Here is a 15033-nt window from a genome sequence, read left to right on the forward strand (position 1 = left end):
ACAGTCTGAAAATTTTGCTAAGATTGAAAAGATTGAGATTAAATGTACACCAACAGTTACTCGACATGATAAGCGGTGATTACAGTTTGCCTATCAAAACTGTAGATAGATTCAACACGCTGATAGTCTGGATGTCCCCACCAAATCTTCGATCTACCTGCTTGTGCTGGTGCCGATCCGACTTGACTATAGCCAGCCGCAAACATCCTATTTTCAAATTCTGCTGCGGGTAAAGTCCTAGTACAAAATTCAGGTAATCCATCTATTTGGTGTTTATCTAAGGTCATATTTTTCAATGGTTTTCAAAATTATTGAGGCTAACTAATTTTTCATTGTCTGTCTTTTGTAAGGTACTATAGTGTGCAACTAGATCGATTCCCTGGTGTAGTCTCGACTAGTGTTACCACTAATTGACGATCGACTAGCAAATACGCTAAATTAGAATCAGTACCAACAAAAAATAGTTGCATGAGCTTAATTACCCCCAATGCATCTACTAGCGATCGGGGCAAATCCAAATCGGACGAGTTGCGTGTTGTAGCTTATAACATAGATATGCTTTTTCCCGGTCTGTATATCTGGGTAGGCTCGCTCGTTTTCAGATTGGGCGGACAAGAGCCTGATGACGCCCCTTATCGTTATCCAGGAACGGTAAATAGTAAATACGGGATTGCGCTCGTACTTCCTGGCTATAAAATTTTTACAACATATAAGGGATCTTTCGACAATCGCTCGACTATGTGAAGTCTTTTAATTTTGCTTTTTCTTGATGAATGAAAGAATAACCTAAATCTACCGTAATGTAGAAAATCGGTCGAGAGTGCTGTTTGGTCTACTACAGAGCTGAAGCGCAAAAGACTAAGAATCGATCGATACGCTGACACTAATTATCTGAATAACGAAATCGCTCGATCTTGCCAATTTTAGCTAGTCTCTCAGCGACATCGCGAATGCCCTCAAAATTGTCCCAAGTATTAATGAAATTGTGCCTTACGCAGTCTTCCAACAAACCGATCGCCAGCGGGTTAGTGATGGTCAAATAGTACCGATACTGAGTGGTTGTGAAGCCAGACGCTTGCTATTAATTGTCTGTCCGCAATTAGGCGATTTCGACAGTCTCGAATATGCTTGGTGGCTGCAACGCGATCGTCAACAACTCGAAGAGACAGGTTTAACAATTAGAATGGTGGGAGTTGGCGATCGATCTGCCGGATTAAAATTCTGTGAATTTACTGGATTTCCCCCTGAATGGTTATTTGTCGATCCCAATGCCAAATTACACCTCCAACTCGATCTTTATCCAGGCTTGTCGCTGAAATTACCTGGATTTAATGCCGCTGGCAATGCTTGGTTCAATCTAATTTTAATGTGTGCGGGCATCGGTAGTCCTGGTACGCTGCGCGAGGTATTTCGCGGTTATACAGGCGATCGCTCTGCACCGCAATTAATTCAAGATGGAGAGATTGTAAAGGCGAAACCGTTACCGCCGATCGAGGGTTCATTTTTTAAGTTAGCGGGTGGAACTGGTTTTCAGAGACCGTTTGAATTAGCAACCTTAAGGCTGCGAAATATGGCGGAGGTAATTGGCAATTGGAACACTTATGTACCCGATCCTACTTATCTGACTCAGCGGGGAGGAACTTTCTTATTTAAAGAGAATGGAGAGTTGGTCTACGAACATCGCGATCGGGGGATTCTCGGTTTTGCCACTAATATGAGCCAGCCACTCTCGTTTTTAAAAACTGAATTTGCCCTGACCACAATTCCTTCTGAAGTCTGCGAGCGGGAGCAAGCGTAAAATTAGTAGTCTACGGCGTAAATCTAGTTACTATTCTGGTGGGGAGCGGCTCGCAGCCGGGAGGTTTCCTCCCGGATTATGCGAGACAAGACAGCGGGGAGTGTGAAATAGTAACCTAACTTGCGCCGCTCAATACTAGTATGCGAAATGAATCGAGCGATCGAAATCGCTCGATTCATTTCAATCAAATAATCGTTTGACGGCACCAAAACGAAGATAGCTCAATCCAGCAAAAATCAGGAATTTTCGTGCTGCCTTCAGTTGCCGCTCATTCAAAATCTTACGATCTTTTAATAGGTGCATTGCTCGTATAGACGCATCAATTTCAGTTAGCAAAATAACTGCTCGACAGACAAACATGCAGCAGATCGATGGCGGTATTATAATAAAGATCGAGAAGAGAACAATCAAGAAAATTGTATAACTAAATAAATATTTTAATAAAATAACTCCTCGCTTTAAAATAGAGCAAATCGAGCTACCAAGATAATTTCGTTGGCGAAGCCTCTCCGAATGAGAATCGTAAAATCGAGGCTGATTGAAATATTGTCGATTTAAATCTGTTCCATGAGATTGAAGATAATTGTTTTGAATTTGAGATTTCCATAGTGGTATTCGGTCGGATTTTACAAATGTTCCGATCTGCACCAGAAAACTACACAATAAAATAAAGTATTCACTAAAACGACCGAGATATAGAATCGGAGTCTTTCCCAGTAAGCTAATAAGTTTTTTCTCGAATTGTGGCTGAAGAGCGTGCCCGACTTCATGTGCAGCAATCGTCACTGCTACAACAGTTTGAGAGTGAGCAACATTTTCCGATAAACCAACCAAATTTAAGTACAAGCTATAGCAATTAACTTCATCTTCTCTAATGCAAACCTTGATATCTGTGCGGTTACGATCGCGCAGGATCGATCTAGCAATATTGATACTCATCATCCCAGTCTGATTATTTTCTAGTAAAGTGCGCTTTAAGTGAGGATTCGATCGAGGCATTAGATTGTCGAGTTTTCTCTCAAGCTCATGTGTAGACGGATCGAATCTACTGTCATAGACATTATTTATTGGCATCGATCGATTCTCCAGTTATATGTGCTGACAAAGCTATTTAACTGCCGTTGTCAGAGCTATAACTTCCTATTGGGTAGATTCGAGCGATTTATTTAGATTTACACAAACAAAATTTCCCCAGGTTTTTAAAAAGCCATTCCGAGAGTGCATGACGATCGAAAACACACCCAATCGGATCGGTAAGGCTTACAATTCAAACGGCGGCAGGTTTTGCTATTACTACACTACCCCTACGAGGTCTCGATCGTGCGTTTTCTTTACACTGGAATTGGTTTTTATATTGCCTTTCAAGGATTGACTGCTGCTGTGGCAGCACCACAGTCGCTGCCACCCACCCCACAGCAGATGCCCAGCCTAGCACTGCTTCAAGGTAAAACAGTCATTCAGGGTAATGGCGTAGAATTTACAGTTCCGAGTGGATTTGAGGGTGGTGTGCCTTCTAATGCTCAGACAAAAGCGATTACCACCGAAGCGACTAAGATGTTTCCCTCGATGGCTACATTTGGCGATTTACTAGAGAGCGATCCCAATATCCTCAGAGCGATTGCGATTAATACCACTAGAGCCGATAATCCAGAGATCGTAATCGTTACGCGGCTACCAGTTCCTGCCACTGTGTCATTAAAAGAGATCGAACAGATGATGTCACAAATGTTGCCTTCGATGTTGCCGCCAGAGTTTAAGCTAGTCAACAGCAAAATTACCAATGTCGGCTCGCGATCGATCGTCTTGTTGACTGTCGATGCCAACATTCAAGGCTCCAAGTTTAAAGAATCGATCGGATTGTTTAGAGAAGGTAATGAGATCTTTCAGGTAACATACGTCTATGCCAACGCAAATTCACGTCAAGCGATGCCGATCTTCAGGCAGATGATTGGTAGTTTCAAAGCTACTGCTTCAGTATCTACAGCCAAGCCATAGGGCTAAATCTTGCCGAAATCGGCGTACAGAAGGTAAGATCGCTACAAACGCATTCGATCGACTATCTAACTCGATCGAATGCAACATAATCGGTCGAAATATCGTCACGATCGTTACTAATTGTTAAAATCGATTTAGCAGTTATCGCTCCTACTCAGATCGCTAATTTGGTACAAGATTTATGTTAGTAAGAGTAGCTTCACTCTATCACTGGTTGCAGCGATGGTGGTTGTATGCCAGCCTCTCGATCCTCACTATCGGTATTGTTGCCTTGGGACAACCCCAGCTCGTGCGAGCGGCGGAATGGTGGCAAATACTCATTCAAGGTGCCCAAATTATTCAACTATCGAATGTTTCTGACGCTCAAGAAGCTAGTCTGGGTGCCGAAACCAATCGCTCTATTCTCAATCAAGTGAAACTTTATCGCAATCCGGCTGTGGGTAGTTATATCGATAGCATCGGTCAAAGATTGGCCAGAAATAGTGGCAGACCAAATATTAGATACACTTTTCAAGTCGTTGAAGACAATGCCATCAACGCTTTTGCGACGATGGGTGGTTACGTATATATCAATACTGGGACGATTAAAGCCGCAGATAATGAAGCACAGCTAGCTGGCGTCATCGGTCATGAAATCGGACACATTGCCGGAAAACATTCGCTGCAACGGGTCAGACAATCAGCTATCGCTCAAGGTATCAGTTCGGTAGCTGGAGTCGATCGCGATCGAATCGTCCAAATGGGCGTCCAAGTGGCTCTGACGCTCCCTAACAGCCGTCAGGATGAATATGACGCCGATCGTCGCGGCTTGACGATGTTGATGCAAACTGGGTATGCGCCTAGTGGGTTACCTGAGTTTATGCGAAAATTAGCCAATAGTAATTCGGCTCCAGAATTTTTGAGCAGTCATCCCGCCGCTGGCGAACGGGCGACCAGACTTCAAAATATGATTCCCGCCGCTTATCGGAATCGAACTGAAGGCTTAAATGCTAGTGTTTATAAGCAAAATTTACGCAATTTCTTTTAGACAAGCTAATAAAGACACAAACCCGACTTCTTGGAGAAGTCGGGTTTGTCGTGTGGATTGGTAGCAGTAAAAGTTATAGATAAAAGCCTACAGCCAATAACAACCCACTGGCAAAATGCAGCCGCACGGCTAGATATTTACAGGTTCGTACTCGCTCTGGTCGATCGTGATATTCCGAGACAAAGTTGGTTAATTTAATTGCCAAAGGTAAGCTCAAAAAGATTAATAAAGTGGCAACTGGAAACAATCCACTTGCGACCCCAACCGCCGAAAGAGCGTAAATACTAGCAGTACTCCATTTCAACACCACCGCACCAATTTTCGTACCCATCCGCACGATCGGCGATAGTTTACCAGCCGCGAGATCGTCTTTGACTTGATGAAAATGGGAACAGAATAAAATAATGCTAGTAGAAATACCGATAACTAGTGAAGCTAACAAATTAGCGATGGACCACGATTGGGTTTGACTATAATAAGCCGCACTCAGAGCCAAAGGGCCAAAACAAATCGTACAAATTATTTCGCCCAAACCTTGGTAGCCCAATCGGAACGGAGGGCCTTGATAACTATAGCCCAAAAAGCAACTCAATAAGACGATTTCGACAACCGTAAGATCTTGTTGCCACCAAGAAATCGTCGCAATCCCAGTTATTCCCAACCCTAAAAATAAGTTTCCCAACCAGAACATCAAATTGCGATTGCCAGTGAGATTTACTACTGACTCAGCCTTATTGATATCGATCCCAGTATCGCTATCATACACATCATTACTAATATTTAGCCATGCAATAATTGCGATCGCCGATAATAAAAAAGTCCCTAAAATATTGAGATCGATCGCTTGAGTCTGGGCATAAGCCACAGCAGATCCCACCGTAATGGGAATAATTGCGACAGTATACATGGGTGGCTTGATTGCCGCCAACCATAACTTCGACTTGGGTTGAACGACCGACTCAAATGTAGTCATAATCAAAATAAAATTTAAAATAAAATTTAGAGTTTTAGCCCGATCTTCTTAGAGCTACTCAATCGTAACTGTTGTGCCAATCTCCACTCAAAAAAGATAACGAATCGTAACTACTCTCGATCTGTCGATCGGTAGAGAGGAGCGGGCTGCACTCTATATCTAATTAGCTATAACACGTCGCCAATTCGCCAATTGGTGCATCGCCAAGAAAATTAACACGTCAAGCTGCGATTCAAGCATCGCTCGTACTGCCCGACCAAATCGATCGCCAGATTGAGGTCTGTAGGGCTGCTGTAGAGTACCGCGCGCGCCCGAGTAGCTAAATCCATCAAAATCGGATCTTCGGCCTTCCCCTTGGCCAGAGCCTTGGCTGAGAGCGCGTCCAATCTGCCCCGCAATTCTTGTCTGGTATCGATCGGGAGGCGATTGGCGGTGAGTGCTGCTGTCGCCGCGACAGTGTACGCCTGCACCTTCTGCATCCAATTCGTCAAACCAACGCGCACGGCGAGAATTGTCCCAGCGGCAAATTTGGCTTTCAACCGTTCCAGCCAGCGTTCTAGTTCGGCAATTTCTTCGCTAGGTATGGACGAGAACGTTGGCAAACCATGACTAATCTTAGACTGACTTTCGGTATAAGCGGCGATCGAGTCTCGATCGAGCTGTCGTAAATACTGGAGCGATGGCAAAGCAGCGGCAAAATCGGCTTGCAATTGTTGGCGTTGCTGGGCGAGAGATTCGAGTTCGCGGCGCGCATTATCAATTAACGGGGTCAGATCTTGCGTAAACGCTAGATTTAAACCCAAAGGATCTCGATCGATCTGAAGCTGAAGATCGGTAAAATTAGCTTGAGCAGTTGCTAATGATGGAGGGACATCTACTTGTAAGTTCTGGGCTAATTGTTGCAACTCTGCAAGCGATCGATGCGTGACGATTAACTTTGATTCTAATTCTGTCCAGGCTATTTCTACCGCCACAAAAGTATCTCTAGCAATCGCAAATGCCACCATCATCCGATTCAATAAATCTTCCAGAGAAATCGATCGAGTTTGACGTTCGAGAGCGACTAAATCCCTCTGAGCTAATGGTGTTTGAGCCTCCGGTAACTCGATCGATAGTCCCAACAACAACTGTTCGATCTCCTGCAACTGGCTATCGCTGATAAACAAGGACGGTAATTCCTTTCTCAATCTACACGCCCGATCGATCTGTCGATTAAATAATTCCAAATAATCAAATAACCGCTCGATCGCCGTCAACGCCGTACTTGCCTGTTGCTGCGTCGTTCCTGTAACATTGCTGGGCGGATTACCCGATCCACTCAAGCGTTGATAAGCAGGTAAATCGTACAATTCCAACAAATTTCGATTGGCAGCATCACTCTTTTGTTGCCAGTCTGTCAATAGTCGATCGATTTGCGATAGAGTCAGACCCATATTATTACAATCACTTCGATAAATGTTCGAGTAAAGCCTGACGCATAATATCGCTCGGAGCCGCTTGCTGCAACCACAATTCAAACGCAATTGCCCCCTGCTGAATTAACATCTCCAACCCATCGATCGCGATCGCACCATGCCCTTGAGCCAATTGTAAAAACTTAGTCGGACGTGGAGTATAAATCAAATCGTAAGCGATCGAATTAGCTCCTATTTTAGCCATCATCTCCCCACTAATTGGACTATCCATCGTATGTGGGTGCATCCCGATCGGCGTACTATTAACCAATAACAGATTTTCTCGATCGATAAAAGTACCCAATTCATCCCATAAATGAACGTACAACTCTACAGGTACGGGTACATCGCTAGCAAGCCTACCAAGCTGAATATCCTGCCAACTCTCCCCAAACGCTGCTAATTTCGCTGCATCCCTACCAAATACACGAATGCTGCGACAGCCCAACTGATGGCACCCCGCCACCACAGCCCGCGCCGCCCCACCATTACCTAAAATTAGTGCCGTCGTCTCGCCCCAGTCCCGCGTCATTGCCTTCAGGGGGGCGATAAACCCGGGAATGTCTGTATTCGTACCATGCCAGCCTTCAGGTGCGTTCCAGATGGTATTTACTGCCCCTACCGCCTTTGCTAGCGGACTAATATCTTTGAGCAGAGGCATCACTGCTTGCTTATGCGGAATCGTCACGCTGCATCCCACCACACCGATGGCGGCGAAGCCAGCTAGTGCGGTAGCTAGATTCGCTGGCGTGACATCAAATGCCACATATCGATAATCCAAACCCAAGGCTGCGATCGCGGCATTGTGCATCACAGGCGAAAATGTATGGGCGATGGGATTGCCGATGACACCTAATAATTTTGTGGTACCAGTAATTTGAGGCATGAAAGTTAGGGGTGAGGGAATTGGCGCAGACTCGATCGTCTAGATTTACTTGAGTCTATTTGTAAAGTGTATGTATCGCGACTGTGGTTCTATCGATCGAGATCGGTAGAATATTAAGTACGGATTGGTAAATATTCTGAGGATTACTAACAACCATGATGCAAGTAGATATTGGAATCGACGCAGATACTCGCCAGGAAATCGCCGACGGGTTATCGCGGTTGCTCGCAGATACATATACTTTGTATCTCAAAACTCATTACTTCCATTGGAATGTTACCGGGCCGATGTTTCAAACGCTCCATCTGATGTTTGAAACTCAGTATACCGAATTAGCTTTAGCCGTAGATCTAATTGCCGAACGGATTCGCGCATTAGGGTTTACCGCCCCTGGAAGTTATACCGAGTATGCCAAATTAAGTTCGATTCCCGAGACGACTAGCGTACCCAAAGCTACAGAGATGATTAAACTCCTCGTCGAAGGACAAGAAGCTGTCTGTCGCACTGCTCGATCGATCTTTCCTGTTGCCGAGAAAGCTAGCGACGAACCGACTGCCGATTTACTCACCCAACGGTTACAATTACACGAAAAAACTGCCTGGATGTTGAGAAGTTTATTAGAACAATAATCAATTTATTTCACAGGAGGGTGGGCAGTGCCCACCCTCCAGAATATTTGATACTTACTTTTCAGATATCCTCTCGCTAGCAGAGACTCGCATGAATGAAGATCGTACCGTGCAGCTACAAGAATTAATGCACAAAGTCGGCATTAGTAGCTTTAAAAAATTGTACCAATTGACTGGAACTTCCGATCGCACGATTCGGAAGCTGCGATCGCGCGAAATTGGCACCCTACAATGGCAAACACTAATTAATATTAGTAACACTTTACAGATCTCGATCGACGAACTGATTAGTACATTTGGTAAGCAACCTAGCTCTAATTCCGATCGCCAAAAACTAGCGACTCTCCAACAAGAATATCAACATCTCCAGCAACAATTACAACAGCAGCGAGAGACGCTCCAAGCCGAATTTCAATACCAAAGCTTGCAAACCTTAGAATCTTTTTTGACTTACTTTCCTGCCGCTAAATCTGCCGCTACCAAAAATCCAGATTTCCCAGCTAGTAAAATCTTCCCCTTAGTGCAATCGATCGATCGACTCATTCACCAATGGGATGTCACCGTAATTGGCGAAATTGGCTCCGAAGTCGCCTACGATCCTCGCTGGCATCAATTAATCGAAGGAACTGCCCAACCTGAGGAATCGGTAACCGTTAGATATGTCGGCTATCGACAAGGCGATAAGCTCATATTTAGAGCCAAAGTTAGTAATTGATTGGCAATATTAACCCGACTTATTGGATGAGTCGGGTTTGTCATTACAAAAGGTAAGCAAAATTAGGAGTTTAAATTCCGATCTCAAAAACCTAACGATGATTATCGATTATCAATTATCGATTAAATTAAGCAGGTGTACTTTGTAAATCCGGTCTTTCTTCAGGTAAAATTGCCCCCTCGATCGGACAAACTTGGATGCAAATTCCGCAGTCAATACAGGTAGAAAAATCAATCCAATACCAATCTGTACCCAGCGTATTTTTCCCTGGGCCTTCATGAATACAGGCAACCGGACAAGCCGCTACACAGTCAGCTATACCTTCACAAACATTGGTAACGATCGAGTGGGACACGAGTTCTTCTCTACTAATAATCGACAATAATTAATGGTAACGCAAATCGATCGACAGATGGCTAACTCATGATTTTTGGCACTTTGAAAAAATCAGTCTCGCGATCGGGAGCCGCTGCATAGATTCCTTCCAAATTTTGGTAAGATAACAGCTCATCGCGGCGAGTAATATTACTCATATCGTTGGCGGAGCCTCTCCCTTGGAGAATCGCTCTAGTTGTCGGTTCGACATTATCGGTATCTAGTTCGCTCAACTGCTCGAAATAGTCAAGAATACTACTCATCTGTCCGGCATACTGTTCTTCTTCGGCTGGAGTAAGTTCCAATCGAGCGAGGAGGGCTACTTTGTGGACTTGTTCGCGATTTAGCATGAATTGGTGGATGGGGAGAGGGGGAGACGGGGAGAGGGGGAGACGGGGAGAGGAGGATAGTGAAACTAGTCGATATTTCCTTTACCCTTTACCCTTTTCCCTTTCCCCTAAAGCCTAAAGCCTATTAAAAATATATATCTAGTTGAGAGCGTCCGGTAGTCTTGAGCCAGTTTTGGGCTTCGATGTAGTTGTTGGGAGCGATTTTGATGGCTTGAATCCAGTACTCGGCGGCTTTGCCCAGTAGAGCCTCGCTAGCTGTCATATCGCCTGCATCGGCGGCTTTTTCGCCTTGATAGTGATAGATGACAGCAATGTTATTTAGGGCTTGACATAGGCGAGAATTGAGTTCGACGGCTTGAAAATATTGATTCAGAGCGCGCTCGTGTTCGCCATTACTGGCATAGATCAAGCCCATATTGTACAAAATATAACTGCGATCGTAGTCATTTTCCTCTAGTCGCAGGGCTTCTTCGTAGTTATCGAGAGCTTCGGCGTATTCACCATCAGCTTGAGCGGACATGCCATCGCGATAATACACAAACGCCTCTTTCGCCCGCTTATTGGTAGGCATAATCTTCAGGAGAATGTCCGCCATCACGGTAAAGCTTTTATCGATGAAGTTGTCGTTCTTCTGGGTTCTTGGCATGGCTAGATTAGAGGTAGGGACGAAATCCCGACTAATATTTAAGGTATTTTTACTTATAGCTATCTATTTTACCGTTCTGGGAAATGAAACCAAGGGCTAGTAACATTTCTCCATAGCCGTATTTGAGGGTTCGATCGCGGTAGCAGGTCGATTCTTCTCGCTCCAACTTTTGGCCGCCTACAATGGAGCTTAAATACTTATTTGCCCACTTCATCATTTACAAATCGCCCAATGCTTAGCCAAATATTCGACGTTGCTAATTTATTCGTCCTGCCATTCTGGGCATTAATCATCGTCTTACCAAAATGGGAGATTACCCGCAAAGTAATTTCCTCGCCCCTCCCATTCATCGCCCTGGCTGGATTGTATCTCTATCTACTCGTTGTCGCTGTCAATCCCGAATCAGCTCAAGCTCTTGCCAATCCCAAACTATCCGACATTGCCCGCTTTTTCGCCGATGAAGGGGCTGCTGCTGTCGGTTGGGTGCATTTCCTCGTCATGGACTTATTTGTCGGGCGATACATCTATTTAGAAGGGCAAAATAAAGGCATTATTACGACTCATTCACTGATTTTGGGTCTATTCTTTGGCCCCCTGGGACTATTATCTCATCTAGTTACGAGCGCGATCGTCACTCGAATCAAAAACCCCACACCGACTTCCGAGCCGGGATAAAACCCGATCGAGTACGCTTTTTGTTAGTCAGCGACTGAAGTCGCCGCTAGTGATGCAAAGTCCGCCTTTGCCTACGACACGCTACGCAAACGCGGACTAATTTGAGACAAGAAATTAAGCTAACCGAGTCGGGATAAAAGCCGATCGCCAAAATGTGCTGACTCCATGTAGACTGAGGAATGAAAAAATCGGGTGTGAGTCTACAATATGCCGCAGTTATTTCTGTCCCGTCAGCAAGTGGCCACAGCCTGCGGGTGGTTATTGATGCAATTATCGATCGCCATGCCGTCGCTGGCGCAGCCACAAGTCGCTCCACCCCCAGCACTACCAGCGGTTTGCTCCAGCCAACTGACTACAGCCATTAATGCGATCGTCGAGCGACCGGAATTGCGTCGCTATCGCTGGGGAATTGTCGTCCAGACATTAAATGGCACGAGTCAGCTTTATAATCGAGATGGCGATCGACTGTTTATTCCCGCTTCTAATGTCAAGCTAATTACCACAGCAGTGGCTCTGCGCCACCTCGGTGCGCCAATGCGCTTGCGGACTTCTGTATATCAGCTACCGAGTACTGGCAATAAATTTAATCTGTTAGTGGTAGGTAGAGGCGATCCGAGTTTGACCGTGACTGGTTTAGACTCGATCGCGCAACAACTCAAGCAACAAGGCAGAGATCGGATCGGTCAAATTAGCTTCGATGATGGTTATTTTCGCGGCGAACCAATTAACGGCGATTGGGAATGGGGCGATTTATCGACCGATTATGCACCACCAATTAATGGTTTGATGTTCGGTCAAAATTCTAATCCACTCGTCGTTAGCTCGCAACAAATTGGAATGCCGCTGACATATACCTGGAAAGATCCCAGTTTAAATAATTGGCAAATAGAAAACCAAAGTTTGACAGCTCCAGCTACCGAGCAAAATACTGTCAATGCAAGTGCGGTTTTTGGTAAATCAACGATTCGGTTGACGGGTAAGCTTGCCCTCAATTCTACTCCTACCCAAATCGATCTGCCGCTAGTCAATCCAGCCCAGTCTTTTAGTACTGCCTTTGCTCAAAGTTTAACTCGATCGAGCATCACGATCGACAGTACGCGAGTAGTATCGGGACAAAATAGTACTAATTTGCCAGAAATTGCCGCGATCGATTCACCGCCAATTGCCGAACTAATTAGCGAAACAAATCAGCGCAGTAATAATGTCTATGCTGAAGTTTTACTAAAATCGATCGGTAGAACTCATCCCGAACATTTTAGCAGTAGTCAAGATACCAGTACTCTAGGTATTGCCCTATTCAAACAAAATCTCACGGCAATGGGTGTAGATCCGCAAGCCTATAGTCTCCGTGATGGCTCTGGTTTGTCTCGACATAATTTAGTTGCACCGACTGCTTTCGTGCGTGTCCTATCGGCAATGGCAATCTCCCCCACCGCCCAAATTTATCGGGACTCCTTACCCGTTGCAGGCATCAGTGGCAGCCTCAAAAATCGGATGAAAGGGACTTTAGCCCAAGGCATTGTCAAAGCAAAAACGGGAAGTTTGAGTGGAGTGGCTAGTCTCTCTGGCTATATCAATCCCCCTCAATATTCCCCACTAGTATTTAGTATTATCCTCAATAGACCTATCCTAAAACCTGTGTAGCAGACTCAGCATAGGTTCCGAACGATAGACACTTCACAGTGTATTCTATATGTTTCCCCAATCAGTTCTAGGAGTCCAGCTAATTACTATTAAAAACTAGCCCATTAATTGCCATTTTGTATTTTTTGTATTTACGAGCTTCTTTACTATCGTCAAACTGCTAAAATCAATGTTCCCAGTCGCAATCTAACTAATCCACATATTGTTAGTATTACTTCTTCATATTTATTCCCCTTCATCCGGAATCTTTCTTTGGCCGCCCTAAATATCTTGATTAGGCGAATGACATGTTCTACATATATTCTTTCACTAGATATTTCCTTGTTCACCTCTTTTTGTAGATCTGTTAATTCTTTTCCTCTTGGCTTCTTCTGAGGAATTTTGATATTAATACCACCTTGATATCCTTTGTCTCCGGTAAATTTCTGCTCAATATTAAATTTCTTTTGCTGTTCTCTAAATATACTAATATCACTAGTCTTACCTTGTTTGCCCACCTCTACATCGACTAAATCTTTTCCTGATGGTAATGTAATTACCTGCCCTTTAAATGTGTGTTGCTTTTTCTTTCCTGAATAATATTCTTTCTGCACCTGATTGTCTTCAGGTCTTTCTCTCGGCTGTTCCCAACTATCTACAATCAACTCATACTCGGCGAGCATTTCTTTCACCACTGCCAATTCTTCTCGGTCTTTTCTTGCTCCCTCTATTAGGCTAGATGGTAGTATTTTTCTCAGGATTTTTATCCAGTAATTAAATGTATCATTCGCTTCTGTTTTGGAAACACTAAATTGCAACCCTAGGATTTCAAATGTCGGCAAATGCCTTAGATAAAATACACACAAACATATTTCTTCCTCTAAGGTGAGTTTTTTAGGTCTCCCTCCTCCTTTTTTATTAATCCTAATCTTTTGTTTTTCATGTGCCAATCTTAATCTTTCTTCCTCAATTTTTGCAATCTCTACTAATGCCGACCACTGCTCGTAATTAATTCCGATAATTTGCTTTGTTCGTTCTGGATAGTTTTCAATATATTCTAGTGGATTTTTCATTATGGCTAAAATACTATTTTACGATTTTAGTGCCTTTTTTGTCCATGAATTATATTTCGGATAGGTCTAATCAACACGATCGACCCACATCCCAAATGGTCAAGGTTATCGACGAAATTATGGTGGTATTAGCCCGATTAAAGCAGTGTTAATTACACGCTCGAGACTAGCACCAAGTCAGCCTAGCTGCTTTTTGATAAAGTAAGCACTAACTTCTGCCAGGAGTGGATCGATCGTTTGCGCCTGAATTTGATGGGGTGGGTGCCAATCGATCCATTCATATCCTAAATGTTCGGTAGTCGTAATTGAAGTTTGTGGAGCCACCCAGCCCAAGAAAATAATTAAAGTCTTCTCGACAACTTCATTATTAAATCTGGCATACTGTGGATAATAAATCGATCGATACTGAAACTCAGGCTCGATCTCGATTTTACTAGCCGCAATGCCCGTTTCTTCGGTTGTCTCTCTAATCGCGCACTCCAGATCCGATTCACCAGGCTCGACATGTCCCTTAGGTAAATCGTACCGTTCGCGATGCTTCATTAGTAAAAAAGATTTTGGCAGCTCGGAGCGATCTCCACGAAATAAAATAAAACCGCAGGATTTGATTTGTTGCATAGAGATAGAAGAGATCGAAACAATTAGGAACTCAGGCGGAAGTAGAAAAGCATCACCAAAATGTCTGGGATAAATTTTTCCAAACTTAATAGAACTATATTCCTTTGCTTCAAAAATTTGGCAATCTGGAACTCCCACTGATAAGTCGATTGTAGCTTTGTTTATCATCCGATCTCGATCTCATTGAAAAAGCCCC

The 15033-nt window shown here is 44.0% G+C and carries 19 protein-coding genes; 8 read left to right on the top strand and 11 right to left on the bottom strand.

The genetic code is table 11. The features are described from left to right. Positions 1-56: 56 nt before the first annotated feature. Positions 57-287: a hypothetical protein gene (locus tag CHA6605_RS14035; RefSeq protein ID WP_015160106.1), complete on the bottom strand. Its 231-nt coding sequence runs from the start codon at positions 285-287 to the stop codon at positions 57-59. Between the two features lie 181 nt (positions 288-468). Here CHA6605_RS14035 and CHA6605_RS14040 point away from each other — a divergent pair, with 181 nt between their 5' ends. Both CHA6605_RS14040 and CHA6605_RS14045 read left to right on the top strand, forming a co-directional pair. Continuing rightward, on the top strand, positions 469-744 hold the full coding sequence (locus CHA6605_RS14040; RefSeq protein WP_015160107.1) for a hypothetical protein: 276 nt from the start codon (positions 469-471) through the stop codon (positions 742-744). A 238-nt stretch (positions 745-982) separates the two neighbouring features. After that, entirely contained in the window at positions 983-1798 is an 816-nt protein-coding gene (locus tag CHA6605_RS14045) for a peroxiredoxin-like family protein (protein ID WP_041548053.1), read from the top strand. Between the two features lie 180 nt (positions 1799-1978). Here the strand turns inward: CHA6605_RS14045 and CHA6605_RS14050 are convergent, their stop codons facing one another. Continuing rightward, positions 1979-2872, bottom strand: coding sequence for a zinc metallopeptidase (locus CHA6605_RS14050; protein WP_015160109.1), 894 nt, complete (start codon positions 2870-2872; stop codon positions 1979-1981). A gap of 246 nt (positions 2873-3118) precedes the next feature. On the opposite strand from CHA6605_RS14050, the gene CHA6605_RS14055 reads away from it, so the two are divergent. Both CHA6605_RS14055 and CHA6605_RS14060 read left to right on the top strand, forming a co-directional pair. Next, positions 3119-3793, top strand: coding sequence for a hypothetical protein (locus CHA6605_RS14055; protein WP_015160110.1), 675 nt, complete (start codon positions 3119-3121; stop codon positions 3791-3793). A 181-nt stretch (positions 3794-3974) separates the two neighbouring features. After that, positions 3975-4820 carry a M48 family metallopeptidase gene (locus CHA6605_RS14060; RefSeq protein WP_015160111.1) on the top strand — a complete coding sequence of 282 codons (846 nt, stop codon included), beginning with the start codon at positions 3975-3977 and terminating at the stop codon, positions 4818-4820. Between the two features lie 73 nt (positions 4821-4893). Here CHA6605_RS14060 and menA read toward each other — a convergent pair whose 3' ends face one another. The 3 genes from menA to CHA6605_RS14075 form a co-directional block, all read right to left on the bottom strand. Then, positions 4894-5793, bottom strand: a complete 900-nt coding sequence (gene menA, locus CHA6605_RS14065; protein ID WP_015160112.1) for a 2-carboxy-1,4-naphthoquinone phytyltransferase — start codon at positions 5791-5793, stop codon at positions 4894-4896. Between the two features lie 212 nt (positions 5794-6005). Next, positions 6006-7226: a hypothetical protein gene (locus CHA6605_RS14070; protein WP_015160113.1), complete on the bottom strand. Its 1221-nt coding sequence runs from the start codon at positions 7224-7226 to the stop codon at positions 6006-6008. Between the two features lie 10 nt (positions 7227-7236). Beyond that, the gene (locus CHA6605_RS14075; protein ID WP_015160114.1) at positions 7237-8133 is read right to left on the bottom strand and encodes a shikimate dehydrogenase; all 897 of its coding nucleotides are present in this window, start codon (positions 8131-8133) and stop codon (positions 7237-7239) included. A gap of 155 nt (positions 8134-8288) precedes the next feature. Here CHA6605_RS14075 and CHA6605_RS14080 point away from each other — a divergent pair, with 155 nt between their 5' ends. Next, on the top strand, positions 8289-8762 hold the full coding sequence (locus CHA6605_RS14080; RefSeq protein ID WP_015160115.1) for a Dps family protein: 474 nt from the start codon (positions 8289-8291) through the stop codon (positions 8760-8762). Between the two features lie 91 nt (positions 8763-8853). Continuing rightward, positions 8854-9477: a helix-turn-helix domain-containing protein gene (locus CHA6605_RS14085; protein WP_015160116.1), complete on the top strand. Its 624-nt coding sequence runs from the start codon at positions 8854-8856 to the stop codon at positions 9475-9477. Between the two features lie 127 nt (positions 9478-9604). Here CHA6605_RS14085 and CHA6605_RS14090 read toward each other — a convergent pair whose 3' ends face one another. The 4 genes from CHA6605_RS14090 to CHA6605_RS34170 all read right to left on the bottom strand — a co-directional run bounded on the left by CHA6605_RS14090 (position 9605) and on the right by CHA6605_RS34170 (position 11065). Next, positions 9605-9832 (bottom strand): indolepyruvate ferredoxin oxidoreductase subunit alpha, encoded by a 228-nt coding sequence (locus CHA6605_RS14090; protein ID WP_015160117.1) that lies wholly within the window; start codon positions 9830-9832, stop codon positions 9605-9607. 61 nt (positions 9833-9893) lie between these two features. Beyond that, entirely contained in the window at positions 9894-10202 is a 309-nt protein-coding gene (gatC, locus tag CHA6605_RS14095) for an Asp-tRNA(Asn)/Glu-tRNA(Gln) amidotransferase subunit GatC (RefSeq protein WP_015160118.1), read from the bottom strand. 124 nt (positions 10203-10326) lie between these two features. Continuing rightward, positions 10327-10848 (bottom strand): photosystem I assembly protein Ycf3, encoded by a 522-nt coding sequence (locus tag CHA6605_RS14100; protein ID WP_015160119.1) that lies wholly within the window; start codon positions 10846-10848, stop codon positions 10327-10329. Positions 10849-10897: 49 nt separating this feature from the next. Next, positions 10898-11065: a hypothetical protein gene (locus CHA6605_RS34170; protein WP_015160120.1), complete on the bottom strand. Its 168-nt coding sequence runs from the start codon at positions 11063-11065 to the stop codon at positions 10898-10900. 14 nt (positions 11066-11079) lie between these two features. Here CHA6605_RS34170 and CHA6605_RS14105 point away from each other — a divergent pair, with 14 nt between their 5' ends. Beyond that, positions 11080-11523 carry an ABA4-like family protein gene (locus CHA6605_RS14105; protein ID WP_015160121.1) on the top strand — a complete coding sequence of 148 codons (444 nt, stop codon included), beginning with the start codon at positions 11080-11082 and terminating at the stop codon, positions 11521-11523. Positions 11524-11730: 207 nt separating this feature from the next. Further along, the gene (gene dacB / locus CHA6605_RS14110; protein ID WP_015160122.1) at positions 11731-13167 is read left to right on the top strand and encodes a D-alanyl-D-alanine carboxypeptidase/D-alanyl-D-alanine endopeptidase; all 1437 of its coding nucleotides are present in this window, start codon (positions 11731-11733) and stop codon (positions 13165-13167) included. Positions 13168-13319: 152 nt separating this feature from the next. On the opposite strand, the gene CHA6605_RS14115 is transcribed toward dacB, so the two are convergent. Both CHA6605_RS14115 and CHA6605_RS14120 read right to left on the bottom strand, forming a co-directional pair. Next, complete coding sequence (locus CHA6605_RS14115) at positions 13320-14219, bottom strand: transposase family protein (RefSeq protein WP_015157789.1); 900 nt, start codon at positions 14217-14219, stop codon at positions 13320-13322. Positions 14220-14396: 177 nt separating this feature from the next. Further along, positions 14397-15005, bottom strand: a complete 609-nt coding sequence (locus CHA6605_RS14120; protein ID WP_015160123.1) for a bis(5'-nucleosyl)-tetraphosphatase — start codon at positions 15003-15005, stop codon at positions 14397-14399. Positions 15006-15033 lie beyond the last annotated feature (28 nt).

Origin of the sequence: Chamaesiphon minutus PCC 6605, assembly GCF_000317145.1 — a bacterium.
GTDB classification, from domain to species: Bacteria; Cyanobacteriota; Cyanobacteriia; order Cyanobacteriales; family Chamaesiphonaceae; genus Chamaesiphon; species Chamaesiphon minutus.

Coding starts and splice junctions, on each gene's coding strand:
- CHA6605_RS14035 (WP_015160106.1), bottom strand. CDS start 287: ATGACCTTAGATAAACACCAAATAGATGGATTACCTGAATTTTGTACT.
- CHA6605_RS14040 (WP_015160107.1), top strand. CDS start 469: ATGAGCTTAATTACCCCCAATGCATCTACTAGCGATCGGGGCAAATCC.
- CHA6605_RS14050 (WP_015160109.1), bottom strand. CDS start 2,872: ATGCCAATAAATAATGTCTATGACAGTAGATTCGATCCGTCTACACAT.
- CHA6605_RS14060 (WP_015160111.1), top strand. CDS start 3,975: ATGTTAGTAAGAGTAGCTTCACTCTATCACTGGTTGCAGCGATGGTGG.
- menA (WP_015160112.1), bottom strand. CDS start 5,793: ATGACTACATTTGAGTCGGTCGTTCAACCCAAGTCGAAGTTATGGTTG.
- CHA6605_RS14070 (WP_015160113.1), bottom strand. CDS start 7,226: ATGGGTCTGACTCTATCGCAAATCGATCGACTATTGACAGACTGGCAA.
- CHA6605_RS14075 (WP_015160114.1), bottom strand. CDS start 8,133: ATGCCTCAAATTACTGGTACCACAAAATTATTAGGTGTCATCGGCAAT.
- CHA6605_RS14080 (WP_015160115.1), top strand. CDS start 8,289: ATGATGCAAGTAGATATTGGAATCGACGCAGATACTCGCCAGGAAATC.
- CHA6605_RS14085 (WP_015160116.1), top strand. CDS start 8,854: ATGAATGAAGATCGTACCGTGCAGCTACAAGAATTAATGCACAAAGTC.
- gatC (WP_015160118.1), bottom strand. CDS start 10,202: ATGCTAAATCGCGAACAAGTCCACAAAGTAGCCCTCCTCGCTCGATTG.
- CHA6605_RS14100 (WP_015160119.1), bottom strand. CDS start 10,848: ATGCCAAGAACCCAGAAGAACGACAACTTCATCGATAAAAGCTTTACC.
- CHA6605_RS34170 (WP_015160120.1), bottom strand. CDS start 11,065: ATGATGAAGTGGGCAAATAAGTATTTAAGCTCCATTGTAGGCGGCCAA.
- CHA6605_RS14105 (WP_015160121.1), top strand. CDS start 11,080: ATGCTTAGCCAAATATTCGACGTTGCTAATTTATTCGTCCTGCCATTC.
- dacB (WP_015160122.1), top strand. CDS start 11,731: ATGCCGCAGTTATTTCTGTCCCGTCAGCAAGTGGCCACAGCCTGCGGG.
- CHA6605_RS14115 (WP_015157789.1), bottom strand. CDS start 14,219: ATGAAAAATCCACTAGAATATATTGAAAACTATCCAGAACGAACAAAG.
- CHA6605_RS14120 (WP_015160123.1), bottom strand. CDS start 15,005: ATGATAAACAAAGCTACAATCGACTTATCAGTGGGAGTTCCAGATTGC.